Annotated in this window: 12 protein-coding genes; 8 read left to right on the plus strand and 4 right to left on the minus strand. The window is 61.3% G+C overall.

What is annotated here, in order from left to right; translation table 11 throughout:
- Nucleotides 1-49 precede the first annotated feature (49 nt).
- The 8 genes from HBJ59_RS29705 to HBJ59_RS29740 all read left to right on the plus strand — a co-directional run bounded on the left by HBJ59_RS29705 (nt 50) and on the right by HBJ59_RS29740 (nt 9,984).
- Nucleotides 50-970, plus strand: coding sequence for a LysR family transcriptional regulator (locus HBJ59_RS29705; RefSeq protein WP_017478026.1), 921 nt, complete (start codon nt 50-52; stop codon nt 968-970).
- A gap of 229 nt (nt 971-1,199) precedes the next feature.
- Nucleotides 1,200-2,735 carry an MFS transporter gene (locus HBJ59_RS29710; RefSeq protein WP_167665623.1) on the plus strand — a complete coding sequence of 512 codons (1,536 nt, stop codon included), beginning with the start codon at nt 1,200-1,202 and terminating at the stop codon, nt 2,733-2,735.
- A 26-nt stretch (nt 2,736-2,761) separates the two neighbouring features.
- Complete coding sequence (locus HBJ59_RS29715; protein WP_167665624.1) at nt 2,762-3,820, plus strand: HlyD family secretion protein; 1,059 nt, start codon at nt 2,762-2,764, stop codon at nt 3,818-3,820.
- Entirely contained in the window at nt 3,817-5,259 is a 1,443-nt protein-coding gene (locus HBJ59_RS29720; RefSeq protein WP_167665625.1) for an efflux transporter outer membrane subunit, read from the plus strand. Before HBJ59_RS29715 ends, HBJ59_RS29720 begins: the two co-directional genes overlap by 4 nt.
- Nucleotides 5,260-5,332: 73 nt before the next feature.
- A complete protein-coding gene (locus HBJ59_RS29725; protein WP_167665626.1) occupies nt 5,333-5,842 on the plus strand; it encodes a sigma-70 family RNA polymerase sigma factor in 510 nt (169 codons plus the stop codon).
- Nucleotides 5,839-6,795, plus strand: coding sequence for a FecR domain-containing protein (locus HBJ59_RS29730; protein ID WP_076015590.1), 957 nt, complete (start codon nt 5,839-5,841; stop codon nt 6,793-6,795). The genes HBJ59_RS29725 and HBJ59_RS29730 overlap by 4 nt, the downstream gene beginning before the upstream one ends.
- A 94-nt stretch (nt 6,796-6,889) precedes the next feature.
- Complete coding sequence (locus HBJ59_RS29735) at nt 6,890-9,343, plus strand: TonB-dependent siderophore receptor (RefSeq protein WP_167665627.1); 2,454 nt, start codon at nt 6,890-6,892, stop codon at nt 9,341-9,343.
- 59 nt (nt 9,344-9,402) lie between these two features.
- Nucleotides 9,403-9,984: a hypothetical protein gene (locus tag HBJ59_RS29740; protein WP_076015588.1), complete on the plus strand. Its 582-nt coding sequence runs from the start codon at nt 9,403-9,405 to the stop codon at nt 9,982-9,984.
- Here HBJ59_RS29740 and HBJ59_RS29745 read toward each other — a convergent pair.
- The 4 genes from HBJ59_RS29745 to HBJ59_RS29760 form a co-directional block, all read right to left on the minus strand.
- Nucleotides 9,981-10,670, minus strand: a complete 690-nt coding sequence (locus HBJ59_RS29745) for a protein phosphatase 2C domain-containing protein (protein ID WP_076015587.1) — start codon at nt 10,668-10,670, stop codon at nt 9,981-9,983. The genes HBJ59_RS29740 and HBJ59_RS29745 overlap by 4 nt on opposite strands.
- Nucleotides 10,667-11,341 carry a hypothetical protein gene (locus HBJ59_RS29750; RefSeq protein WP_256670924.1) on the minus strand — a complete coding sequence of 225 codons (675 nt, stop codon included), beginning with the start codon at nt 11,339-11,341 and terminating at the stop codon, nt 10,667-10,669. The genes HBJ59_RS29745 and HBJ59_RS29750 overlap by 4 nt, the downstream gene beginning before the upstream one ends.
- Before the next feature lie 26 nt (nt 11,342-11,367).
- Nucleotides 11,368-12,066, minus strand: coding sequence for a hypothetical protein (locus HBJ59_RS29755; protein WP_076015585.1), 699 nt, complete (start codon nt 12,064-12,066; stop codon nt 11,368-11,370).
- Between the two features lie 77 nt (nt 12,067-12,143).
- Complete coding sequence (locus HBJ59_RS29760) at nt 12,144-12,851, minus strand: DUF3142 domain-containing protein (RefSeq protein ID WP_167665628.1); 708 nt, start codon at nt 12,849-12,851, stop codon at nt 12,144-12,146.
- Between the last annotated feature and the right edge of the window lie 2 nt (nt 12,852-12,853).

The following is a 12,853-nucleotide window of genomic DNA, read 5'->3' on the forward strand; positions in this document are numbered from 1 at the left end:
CTGCTACGATTGCGCCAAGTTCACTCCCAATCCATCACGAGTGCTTGGCATGCAATTACCGGACATGAACCTGCTGGTCGCCCTCGACGCCTTGCTCGACGAGGGCAGTGTGGTGGGTGCCGCACGGCGGATGAACCTGAGCCCGGCCGCCATGAGCCGCACCCTCACGCGAATCCGCGAGGCAGTGGGTGATCCGATCCTGGTGCGCGCCGGTCGCGGCCTGGTGCCGACGCCCAAGGCCCTGGAGTTGCAGGGCCAGGTGCGTAATGTGGTGGAACAGGCGGCGCTGCTGTTCCGCTCGGCGGACGAAGTGGACTTGCGCACGTTGCGCCGCCGATTCAGCGTGCGGGCCAATGACTTTTTTGTCGGGGTGTATGGCGGTCGGCTGTTCGACACCATGGAGCGCATGGCACCGCTGTGCGAGCTGCGCTTCGTGCCCGAAGGCGACACCGATGATGAAGCCCTGCGTGAAGGCCGGCTCGACCTGCGGGTGGGCAACACTATGCCGATCACCCCGGAAGTGAAGGTGCAGAACCTGTTCACCACCACCTTCGTCGGGCTGGCGCGGGAAGGCCATCCGTTGTTCGATGGAGAGATCACCGCCGAACGGTTCGCCAGCTACTCCCACATCAGCATCTCCCGACGCGGCATCGCCCGTGGGCCGATCGACACGGCGCTCAACGCCCAGGGCCTGGAACGTCGAGTCGCCATGATCGCCCCGGGGTTTCACGGCGCGATGTTCATGCTGCCGGACTCCGACCTGATCCTGCCGGTGCCCAAGGAAGCGCTCTACAGCGCCAATCGCCTGAAGCTGCCGTTGCGCGCATTCACCCTGCCAATCTCCCTGCCGACCCTGGTGTTGACCCAGGCCTGGCATCCGCGTTTCGACAAAGACCCGGCCCATAAATGGCTGCGCGAGACCATGCGTGAATGCTGCGAGGCGACGTGGCAAGAAGCGCAACCCACGTGAGTCGCAAGTGAGCTCGGTCAATGTGGGAGCTGGCTTGCCTGCGATGCGGGCGACCCGGTTTTTCAGGAATAGCGAGGTGATGCCGTCGCGGGCAAGCCCGGCTCCCACAGAGGTCGCCTACATTTTGATCATTGCGTCTGGTGCACTTATAAGCTTCCTATAAGTCACTTTTTGTCATGTCTAAGCCTGATTAAACTGCTCGGGTATTTCCTATTCCGAGTTGTAGTTCATGACGTCCCTCGCTGCTCCCGCACCCCTGGCCGCAGCCAAGCCGACCGCCATCACCCTGCCCGTTTTCGGCCCGCGCATCATCATCGGCCTGGTGGGCGTGTTGCTCGCAGTGCTGGTGTCCGGTCTCAACGAGATGGTGACCAAAGTTGCCCTCGCCGATATTCGCGGTGCGATGTACATCGGCTTCGACGAAGGCACCTGGCTGGTGGCTGCGTACACCGCCACCTCCGTCTCGGCGATGGCCTTTGCACCCTGGTGTTCGGTGACGTTCTCTCTGCGCCGTTTCACCCTGTGCGCCATTGGGCTGTTCACCGTGCTTGGCGTGCTGTGCCCGTTCGCACCGAATTACGAAAGCCTGCTGATTTTGCGCACCGTGCAAGGCCTGGCCGGCGGCGCTTTGCCGCCGATGCTGATGACCGTAGCGCTGCGGTTCCTGCCGGCCCACGTCAAGCTGTACGGCCTGGCGGGCTACGCCCTGACTGCGACCTTCGGCCCCAGCCTCGGTACACCGTTGGCGGCAATGTGGACCGAATACGTCGGCTGGCAATGGGCGTTCTGGCAGATTGTCGGGCCGTGCCTGCTGGCCATGGCCGCCGTGGCCTACGGCTTGCCTCAGGACCCGTTGCGCCTGGAGCGCTTCAAGCAGTTCAACTGGCGCGGCCTGCTGCTGGGGTTCCCGGCGATCTGCATGCTGGTGATCGGCCTGTTGCAGGGCAACCGCCTGGACTGGTTCGAATCACCGCTGATCACCTCGTTGCTGATCGGCGGCCTGGTGTTGCTGGTGTTGTTCATGATCAACGAGTGGTCGCACCCGATGCCGTTTTTCAAGTTGCAGATGCTCGGCATCCGCAACCTGGCGTTCGCGCTGATCGTGCTTGCCGGCGTGCTGATTGTGCTGCTGGCGGTGACCATCATTCCATCCAGCTACCTGGCTCAGGTACAAGGCTACCGCCCGCTGCAAACTGCCCCGGTGATGCTGATCATGGCGCTGCCGCAGTTGATTGCGCTGCCGTTGGTGGCGGCGCTGTGCAACCTGCGTTGGGTTGATTGCCGCTGGGTATTGGGTATCGGCTTGAGCATGCTGATCCTGTCCTGCGTGGGCGGGGCGCAACTGACGTCGGCGTGGATCCGCGATGACTTCTACGCGCTGCAATTGCTGCAAATTTTCGGGCAACCCATGGCGGTGTTGCCGCTGTTGATGCTCTCCACCGGCAGCATCACGCCGCAGGACGGGCCGTTCGCCTCGGCGTGGTTCAACACCGTCAAAGGCCTGGCCGCCGTGGTCGCTACCGGCGTTATAGACGCCCTGACCACCCACCGCCTGCATTTCCACTCGACCATGTTGGTGGACAGCCTGGGCAACTCGCCCCTGGCCGACAGCGATGCCGCCGGCCTTGCCCATCGCTTGCACCAGCAGGCCGTGGTGCTCACTTCTTCGGATCTCTACTACGTCATGGCCGGTGTCGCGGCGGTGTTGATCCTGCTGATTTTCTGGATGCCGACGCGGATTTATCCGCCCCGCGCGCCGACTTGATTGCTCACTGAGCCAAAGGGATCGTTATGAAACGCAAAGACAAAATCGCTGTAACCGTCATCACCGTGTTCGCCGTGGGTGTGCTGGTTTACCTGCTGGCGCCGGGCGTGTTCGGCAGCAAGCGCCAGACCACCAACGACGCCTTCGTCGCCGCCGACTACACCCTGGTGGCGCCACGCGTGGCCGGGTTTATCAAGGAAGTGCTGGTGGAAGACAACCAGCGGGTCAAGGCCGGCCAGTTGCTGGCGCTGATCGATGACCGTGACTTCCGCGCCGCAGCCCAGGCGGCCGACGCCGATACCCTGGTGGCCCAGGCGCAGCTGAAAAACGCCACGGCGACTCTGGAGCGGCAAAGCTCGGTGATCGCTCAAGCTCAGGCCACGGTGGCGGCAGATCGCGCCGAAGTGGCATTTGCCGAACATGAACTGAACCGTTACAACCACCTCGCCGGCGTAGGCGCTGGCACCGTGCAGAACGCCCAGCAAGCCAAGACCCGCATCGACCAGGCCACCGCGCGCCTGGCGAATGCCACGGCGGTGCTGGCTGCCGAGCGCAAGCAGGTGGAAATCCTCAGCGCCCAGCGCGACGCGGCTGAAGGCGGTCTGAAACGTGCCCAGGCGGCGCTGGAAATAGCCAGTTTTCAATTGTCGTACACCCGCATCGTTGCACCCGTGGACGGCATGGTCGGTGAGCGCGCGGTGCGGGTTGGCGCCTATGTGACGCCGGGCAGCAAGATCCTCGCCGTGGTGCCGCTGGCCGAGGCTTATGTGGTGGCTAATTTCCAGGAGACCCAACTGTCCCACATGCACGCAGGCCAAGCGGTTGAAGTGCGGGTCGACAGCCTCGACGGTGACGTGCTCAAGGGGCACCTTGAAAGCCTGGCGCCGGCCACTGGAGTGACGTTTGCCTCGGTCAAGCCGGACAACGCCACCGGCAACTTCACCAAGGTGGTGCAGCGCATTCCGGTGAAAATCATTCTGGAGCCCGGCCAGGCGCTGACCGAACGCCTGCGGGTCGGCATGTCGGTGGAAGCCAGCGTCGACACCCACGCCGCCGCCCAGCCACGCGAGGTCGCCCAGCAATGAGACGCCTCGCCTGGATTACCTTGAGCTTGTTCAGCCTGAGTGCCTGCACCGTCGGCCCGGACTTTCAGCGCCCGCAAAACCCGCTGGGCAAATGGACCGAGCCTCAGGGCCGACAAGCCGCCAGTCATGCGGTCAACGAGCCGTTGGAAGAGCGTTGGTGGGAAGTGTTCCATGACCAGCAACTCACCGCGCTGACGCGTCGTGCACTGACCGACAACCTCGACCTGAAACTCGCCAGCAGTCGCCTGCAACAAAGCCGCGCGGCGCGCCAGGTGATTACTGCCGAGCGCTACCCGACCGTCAACGCCACCGGCGATTACCTGCGCCAACGCAACAGCGCCGATGGCTTGAGCGATCCCTCCGGCAAGAATGGCCGCTCGGCCTTTAACCAGTGGGACATGGGCTTTTCCGCCGCCTGGGAACTGGACTTCTGGGGCCGGGTAAAACGCGAAACCGAAGCCGCCGACGCCACCTTGCAAGTCGCCGAAAATGACCGCCGTGCGGTGCTGTTGTCAGTGCTGGCGGAAACTGCCCAGGACTACATCCAACTGCGCGGCGTGCAGAACACCCGGGCCGTCACCGAGCAAAACCTCGACGTCGCCCGCCACAGCCTCAAGCTGTCGCAGCTGCGCCTGGCCGACGGGGTTGCCACTGACCTGGACGTCGCCGAAGCCGCCGCCCAAGTCGCCGCCATCGAGGCGCGCCTGCCGGACTTGCAGCAACGCCAGGACCAGTTGATCAACGCCCTGAGCTTGTTGATGGGCGAACCGCCACAAGCCTTGTATGCCGAACTGTCCAAGGACGCCGCCGTGCCGCAGACCCAGCGTCAGGTTGCCATCGGCCTGCCGTCGCAACTGGCCGAACGTCGCCCCGATATCCGTCAGGCAGAAGCGCGCTTGCATGCCGCCACCGCTTCCATCGGCGTGGCCAAGGGCGACTTCTACCCGCGCATCACCCTGTCCGGCAGCGTGGGCTCCCAGGCGTTGCAGTTGGCAGATCTCGGCTCGTGGAGTTCTCGTGCATTCGCCTTTGGCCCACAACTGAGCTTGCCGATTTTCAACGGTGGCCGATTGCAAGGCATGCTCGATCTGCGCGAAGCCCAGCAACAGGAAGCGGCCCTGGCCTACCAGCAAACCGTGCTGCGGGCCTGGCATGAAATCGACGACCAGCTGACTCGCTACAACGCCAGCCAACTGCGCCGCGACAGCCTTGCCGAAGCCGTCCGGCAGAACCAGATCGCCCTCGCTACTGCGCAGCATCAATACGTCGAAGGCGTGGTGGATTTCGTCAACGTGCTGACGGTGCAAAGCGCGTTGCTGGCGACGCAAGAGCAGTGGGTGGAAAGCTCCACCGGCGTGTCCCTGGCCATGGTCGGGTTGTACAAGGCGTTGGGCGGTGGCTGGGAATCGGTGTATCCGTTGCAAACCGCCGGACGCTGAATGACAAAGAACTTTGCCAGCCGCGCAACAAGGTGTAATGATAATTGCTCTCAATAACGTATCTGAGCTTTTCATGGACACCGCGACTGACGGCCGGCAACAGCTTCATCTCCTGTATCGCGACCATCACGGCTGGCTGCAAGGCTGGCTGCGCAAACGCCTGGGCGATCGCGAGCACGCCGCCGATGTGGCGCAGGACACCTTCCTGCGCTTGCTGGTATCGGGGCGCTTTCCCGGTGACAAGGAAAGCCGCAGCTACCTGACACAGATCGCCCGCAACCTGGTGATTGATCAATGGCGGCGCCTGCGCATCGAGCGCGCCTACCTGGAAAGCATCGCCCACCTGCAGGAGCCCGAGTCGCCGTCCCTTGAAACCCGCGCATTGATCCTTGAAACCCTGATGCAAATCGACGCCATGCTCGACCGCATGCCCGACAACGTGCGCCGCGCGTTCCTGTTGTCGCAGTTCGAAGGGCTGAGCTACGCACAGATCGCCGAGCGCCTGGAGGTGACCGTCAGCTCGGTGCAGAAGTACATGACCCGGGCGATTCTCGCCTGCTATCAGGTCGTCTACGAAGAATGAGAACCCGGCACGAAGCGCCGATTGCCCCGGCCATTGTGGAGCAGGCCAGCGAGTGGTTGATGCTGCAGTGGGGCGGCGAGATGGACGGCGATCAGCGCCAGGCCTTCGCGCGCTGGCAGGAGGCCGACCCGGAACACCGGCGCGCCTGGAAGCGCTTGCAACAGTTACAGCAAACCCTCGGCGGTGTGCCGGTCGACAGTGCCCGTGCGGTGTTACGCGATACACCGGACACCCAACGCCGCGCCGCCTTGAAACTGCTCGGGCTGTTGCTGGTGGCCGGTGGCAGCGGCTATCTGGTGCAAAGCAGCCAGCCTTGGCAGGCGGCGTTTGCCGAATACCGCACCGCCACCGGCGAGATTCGTCACCTGACCTTGAGCGATGGCACGCGCCTGGACCTCAACAGCAACAGCGCGGTCGACCTGCGGTTCAGCGCCAGTGAGCGGCGTATCCGCCTGATACGTGGCGAGATCCTGCTGACCAGCGGCCACGATCCGTCCCGGCCATTGATCGTCGAAACCCCGGCCGGAGATGTGCAGGCCCTGGGCACCCGGTTTGCCGTGCGTGAAGTGGACGATGGCAGCCGCGTCGACCTGTATGAAGGGCGCGTGCAGGTGCGTCCGGTGCGCGGTGCGGCGGTGCAGATGAATGCCGGGGACAGCCTGTGGTTCAGCGCCAGCCGGACTTCGACGCTGGCGCCTGTGAATGCCAACGCCAGCAGTTGGACCGAGAACCGCTTGATCGCCGAGCGCCAGCCGCTGGGGCAGTTCGTTGCCGAGTTGAGCCGTTATCGCCCGGGGCTGTTGCGCTGCGATGCGGCAGTAGCCGGCTTGCTGTTGACCGGCGTGTTTCCGCTGAATGACACCGACGCGATTCTCGACGCGCTTGCGCGTTCGTTGCCGGTGCAGGTACAGGCGGTGACGCGCTATTGGGTCACGATCAAGGCGCGGGTCTAAAAAAATTTTTTGCCTACGGCTTGTCGGTTTTCCAACCCCGTCCGGGATACCTCTTGAAAGCCAATCAAGAAGCGTTCTCACGGGGAGCCCTGCAATGTCGCACCACCCAATCCAACCTCTGGCCCGCGCCCTGCGCCGTGGCCTGTTTGTCAGTTTGCTGGCGACGGCGCCTGTGGTGCCGAGCGTGGTCCAGGCCCAGGAGAGCGCTGAAGCCCTGCGCCAATACAACATTCCCGCAGGCAACCTCGACCAGGCCTTGAACCAGTTCGCCAGCGCCTCGGGAATCCTGTTGTCGGTGGACGCCTCGCTGACCCAAGGCAAGCGCAGCGCCGGCTTGCAGGGCCGCTACGCCACCGGGCCAGGGTTGGAACGGTTGTTGGCCGGCAGCGGGTTGGTCGCGGTGCAATCCCAGGGCGGCTGGTCGTTGCAGGCGCTGCCGGCGAACGGTGCGCTGCAACTCGGGGCGACGCAGGTCAGTGGCCAACAGGATCAGGAAACGGCCTGGGGCGCGGTCGACGGCATCGTTGCCAAGCGCAGCGCCACCGGCAGCAAGACCGATTCGGCGCTGGTGGAAATTCCTCAGACTGTCAACGTCATTACCGCAGCCGAGATCAAGGCGCGCGGCGCCCAAAGCGTCACCCAGGCGCTGCTTTATACGCCGGGCATGACCGCCGGCGGTTTTTCCGACCGGGTCAAACTGTTCGATGAACCCACCTCCCGTGGCTTCTCGCCTACGCCGCTGTACCTGGATGGTTTGCACTTGCCTTATGGCGGCGGCAGCACCGGCGGTGCATTGCAGATCGAGCCGTACTCTCTGGAACGCATCGAAGTGCTCAAGGGCCCGGCCTCGGTGTTATACGGGCAGAACCAGCCGGGTGGCATCGTCAATATGGTCAGCAAGCGCCCCAGCGAAACCCCGGTGCATCAAGTGGTGCTGGAAGCCGGCACCTACGAACACAAAAGCGCCGCCATCGACCTCAGTGGTCCACTGGATGAACAAGGCCAGTTTCTCTATCGCCTCACTGGCCTGGCCAAGGACGAGCAGGGCGAGATCAACTACGTCGAGAACAAACGCCAATTCATCGCCCCCAGCCTGACTTGGCAGCCCAACGACGACACGCGCCTGACCGTGTTTGCCCAGTACCAGAAAGACAAAGGCGTGCCCGAGGCCCAGGGTTTGCCCGCGTCCGGGACGATCTGGGACAACCCCAACGGCAAGATCAAGCGTGATGTGTTTATCGGCGAGCCAGGCGTCAACCAGTACAACCGTGAGCAGTACGTGTTGGGCTATGAGGTGTCCCATCGCCTGAACGACACCTGGACCCTTAAGCAAAATGCCCGCTACGCCGAAGTGGACGACCGCTACACCGCACCGCTGCACGGCTACAAATTTGTGCCCAACCCGGCAACTGGCGTGCAAGACCAACGCTACCTGCAGCGCTTTGGCGTGGACTGGTCGCAGAACAACAAAGTGTTTGGCGTGGATAGCATCGCCCAGGCGGAATTCGACACCGGGGCTCTGTCCCATACGCTGATCGTCGGCCTCGATTACTACCACTTCAACTCGCAATTCCACGGCCTGTACGACCGTAATCCGCCGGTGATCGACCTGTTCAAGCCGGTCTACGGCCAGCGGATGAATTTCGGCCAGCCGTATCGCTGGGACCGCACCGTGACCCAGACCGGCCTGTATGTGCAGGACCAGATCAAACTGGATAAGTGGGCGCTGGTCCTTGGCGGGCGCTACGACTGGGCCAACGTGGTCAACAAGGAGCCGCTGGCCGACACCCGCACCAGCAGCAAAGATCAGGCGTTCACTGGCCGGGCCGGTTTGGTGTACCTGTTCGATAACGGCCTGGCGCCGTTTATCAGCTATTCCGAATCCTTCCTGCCGCTGTCGGGCACCGATATCAGCGGCAAACCGTTTGATCCCTCTACCGGCAACCAGTACGAAGTCGGCCTGAAATATCAGCCGCCGGGCCAGAAGAGTTTTGTGCAGGTCTCGGTCTACCAACTCGACCAGGAAAACGTGCTGACCACCAACCCGGTAGACACCACCTTCAGCACCCAGAGCGGTGCCATGCGCTCACGGGGTGTGGAGCTGGAAGCCAAGGCCTCCCTCAGCGATGCCTGGGACGTGGTCGCCTCGGCAGCGCGCAACGACATCAAATACACCAAAGACAATGACGGCCGCCAAGGCCGACACCCGGCAGGCATCTCACCGCTTACCGCTTCGGTGTGGGTCAATTACACCGTCCTCGGCGACACGCCCCTGGCGGGCCTTGGGGCAGGCGTGGGTACGCGCTACGTTCGCAGCAGCTTCGGTGATTACTACGCAGGAGCGTTCAGCATCCCGTCCTATACCGTCTACGACGCCAGCCTGAGCTACGACCTGGGTGCCTCGCCGTTCAAGCTCAAAGGTGTGAAGCTGGCGATGAATGTGCAGAACCTGACCAACAAAACCTACGTGTCGCAATGCACCAGCGACCTGGATTGTTATTACGGGGAAGGGCGCACGGTGGTGTCGAGTTTGACCTATGACTGGTAAACATTTGCGAACGGCGGCCGTTAACGTGTTTTAGCCAAACACCCTTCAGGAGATTTTCCGTGTCAGTGATCGACAACCCCTACGCGCCGCCGCAGGCCGAATTGAGCCAACCGCTCGCCGCTGCATCCACGTTTTTTGTGGTTGCACCGCGCAAGCTGGTGATCATGATTCTGCTGACCTCGGGTATGTATTTCGTCTATTGGTTCTACAAGCAGTGGACCTGCTATCGGCAGGCGACTGGCGCGAACGTCTGGCCGGTTGTGCGGGCGTTCTTCTCGGTGATTTTCCTTTACCCACTGATCATGAAAATCCGCCGGCAAGTTGAGGTCAAGGCTCCGACGTATCAATGGCAGCCACGCAGCGTGGCCATCGGGTTGGTTGTTTGCGGTGCCTTGCCCTACATGTACTCATGGGCCCTTGCGCCGCTGACCGCGATGAAGATCAGTGCTTGCCTGACGATTGTGCATCTCTACCTGATGGTGCAGGTACAGCGCGCGGTGAACCAAGTGGAGAATGACCTCAGGGGTGAGGTGAACAAGCGCCTGACCTTGGCCAACTGCATCTGGATCGCTATCGGGCTGTGTTTTTACGCGCTCTCGATTGTATCGGCGATGCGGTTAGCTGAGCTGGCGCGGGGTTAGAGGAGGAGCTGCTTCTGAGCTTGCAGCAGCATGAAGGTAATGTCGTCTTCGCCTTGGAGATCATCGAGGCTTTGGCCCGCAATAGCCTTTAGTTGTTCCGCGGGTGAGAGCTCAGCCCAAAAACCGTCAGTGGCCAAGATCCACTTCGTATCAGGGCCTGCTTGCAACGATTGGATATGCGGCTCATGCGGCCTGCGATAGCTCATGCAGTTCCACAGTGTTTTACGTGTAGGGCTGTTGGCGATAAGGTCGTGGCTAAGGTTGCTCTTCCAGTTGGGGCCGCAGTGAGGCGGGCTTAGCCAGTTTACCGCGCGCCCATCTTCCAGCTGTCCCAGGCAACAGTCACCTGCGTGAATGGAAACGGCGGTGTGGCCATGAATCATGAGTACGAGATAGCTGGCGGAGGCTAAGGGGTAATTTGCGCAAAGGGTTGAGCGTACTTCGCTGAGTGAAGTGAGTGTCAGATCAAGGGTTTTGTCGGGACAGGAAATCTCAGAGCGCTTGAGGTTGGAAAAGGAAGCCAGCACATAGTGAGTCAGTGCCCGCGCCAAGGCGCCGCTTTCGGGCTTTGAGGTGCCGTCTGCTATTACGTAAAGGTAGGCACCGCTGTTGTATGCCGAGCCGGCGGCGTCCCTGTTTTCCGCTCGGTTGGTTCCTTGGCGGGTTACGCTCACAGGTAGGGTCAAGCGTGCGCTCCGGATGCAATCATTGTGTTCAGCCGTTCATGAATCAACGTTTCACGATCAGGGTCCTGAGCTGTACTTTGAACCACGTCTAAAAACGCCGTAAGCCTCAGGAGTTCAGAAAGTTGTTGGCTGACGAACGTTCGTAGCTCGCTCGGCGCTTGCTTCATTTCTTCACCCAGCTCTTCGCGGCCATCAACCAATGCGATGATGTCTTCAATGTCGTTGGACATCAGAACATCCCCGTTTCCTCGCCCCTTATAGGCCTGCAGTTTCGCGGCAAGAAACCACGGCGCAGCGAATACCTTGATTCGAATGCCGTCGGGCAGGTCGTGGTAAACAGCATTTTCCAACCCGCCCACGAACCAGGTATTTGAAAACCCTAATACCTTTTCATCCGTCGGCATAAAGTCGACTTTCAGGGCGCCCAGGCGCAAGCGGCAGGTAACAGTGTCTTGTCCGGTATTCTTGAAGCCCTTGGATTTGAGATGATCCTCCAGCCGATACCAGTCAGCGGTACTTGTCAGATGAATGACCAGATCGACATCGTCGGTGCCACGAATGGATTCCTGAGTGAATTCATCGGTGATAAGCAGGACAGTGGTGCATCCGCCGACGAAGGCCACTTGTTCGCGTAGCTCTTCCCCCAGCGCCTCGGCAACCTCTTCAAGCATGTGCAGCATCATGGTTCTGTTTGAGTTCACAGGATCCACTCCCTCAGCATCGCGTCGGCCACTTTGGTTTCTCGTGGGCCACCGATACGAATGGCGTCGACGAGGGCGAGGAAGTGGTAGAGAAGCTCGTCCTTTTTTACTGCGCCCGGGACAGTTTTATATAAGGGTGTGATTTCCTGACCTTTACTTTTGCCATAGGCATCAGGCCAAACAGGCATGAGGTCGCCGCCACTCATGACTTTCCCTGCCAGGATCGGGGCTGCGAATGCAGTCGGAATGCCTCTCACAATAGGGCCGGGCTTCACGGGAAATATATAGCGAATGCTGTAGGTCACCAGATCGAGAAGCGCTTTGCTTCTAACCAGTGGTGAACCGTCGGAGTGGTTTGTGTAAATCAGGCCAATGTCGCGGCAGCGATTGAGTGACGAGGACACTTCGGTTTTGCTTAGCCCGAGTGCGGAAGATAGAGCTCGCACGGAATAGCTTTGAAGATTGCCCTTCTCTACTTCTTCGTCGCGATCATCCCAGCCACGCCAATCTTCCGGCTCGGAAAACTGATAGGTCTTGAGATAACTGAAGGTGCCATCAGAGTGCTGCATTCTCTGGGCCCATGGGTCATGCTCGTCATTGGGGACGGTAAATTCGCGCTTTTTTACGCGCTCCCCTTTTGCCCGCAGTTCAAGACTGATTAGTTTGAACAGAACTACGATATCTTGACTTTTCATGGGGCTCCGGTTCCGAGTGTCCTCTGTCCGCGGACAGAGGACACTTTCTTGCATAAAGTCTTAATCCGTGTCAAGCATCAGGTCGGATTCTGCAAAAACACCACATACCCACGAAACCACTCATTCCCCTTCAAATACCCCGGCTCCTCCCATTCCCCACCCTGAATCAACCCAATCTTGAACGGCACCCCCAGCCGATTCATGCGTGGCAGGTACGCCGCGTAATCCGGGATGCTGTGGCGGCCCTGGTAGGTTTGCACCACCACTTCATCAATCACGCCTTTGAGTTGTGCGATGGCGGCCGGGTCAGCATTGCTGCTCCAGTCCATCAGCCCGGTGATGCTCAGGCGCAAATCCTTGGGCAGGCGCTGGCGCAAGTCGCGCAGGAAGTCGGCGTATTCTTTGAGGTATTGCGTGCGTGCGTCGAAGTCGATCTGGATGCCAACCACCGGGTTGCCCGCGTCTCGCCAGCGTTGCACTTGGCCGAGCATCTGGGTGTAGACCGACTCGGGCCAGTGCAGGGTGTGGGCGCGGTACACCACCCAGATTTCACCTTGGGTGATGCGCGGCACACTCATGCCCTGGGCGATGAATTGCACGCCACGCTGGGGTGCGCGGCGGGTTGAGTTGATCTGGCCCTGGAGGATGTACAGGATTTTCGCCTGCTTGAGCACCGGCTGTGGCGCGACGCCGCTCCACAGCCAGAACGCATCATGGTCGCGGGCGTCTACCGCGCCGAAGGCCGGGCTTGCCAGCAGGAGCAGGGCCAGCCAGAAGCGCTTCACGG

It is taken from the genome of Pseudomonas sp. AN3A02, from assembly GCF_011765255.1.
GTDB lineage: Bacteria > Pseudomonadota > Gammaproteobacteria > Pseudomonadales > Pseudomonadaceae > Aquipseudomonas.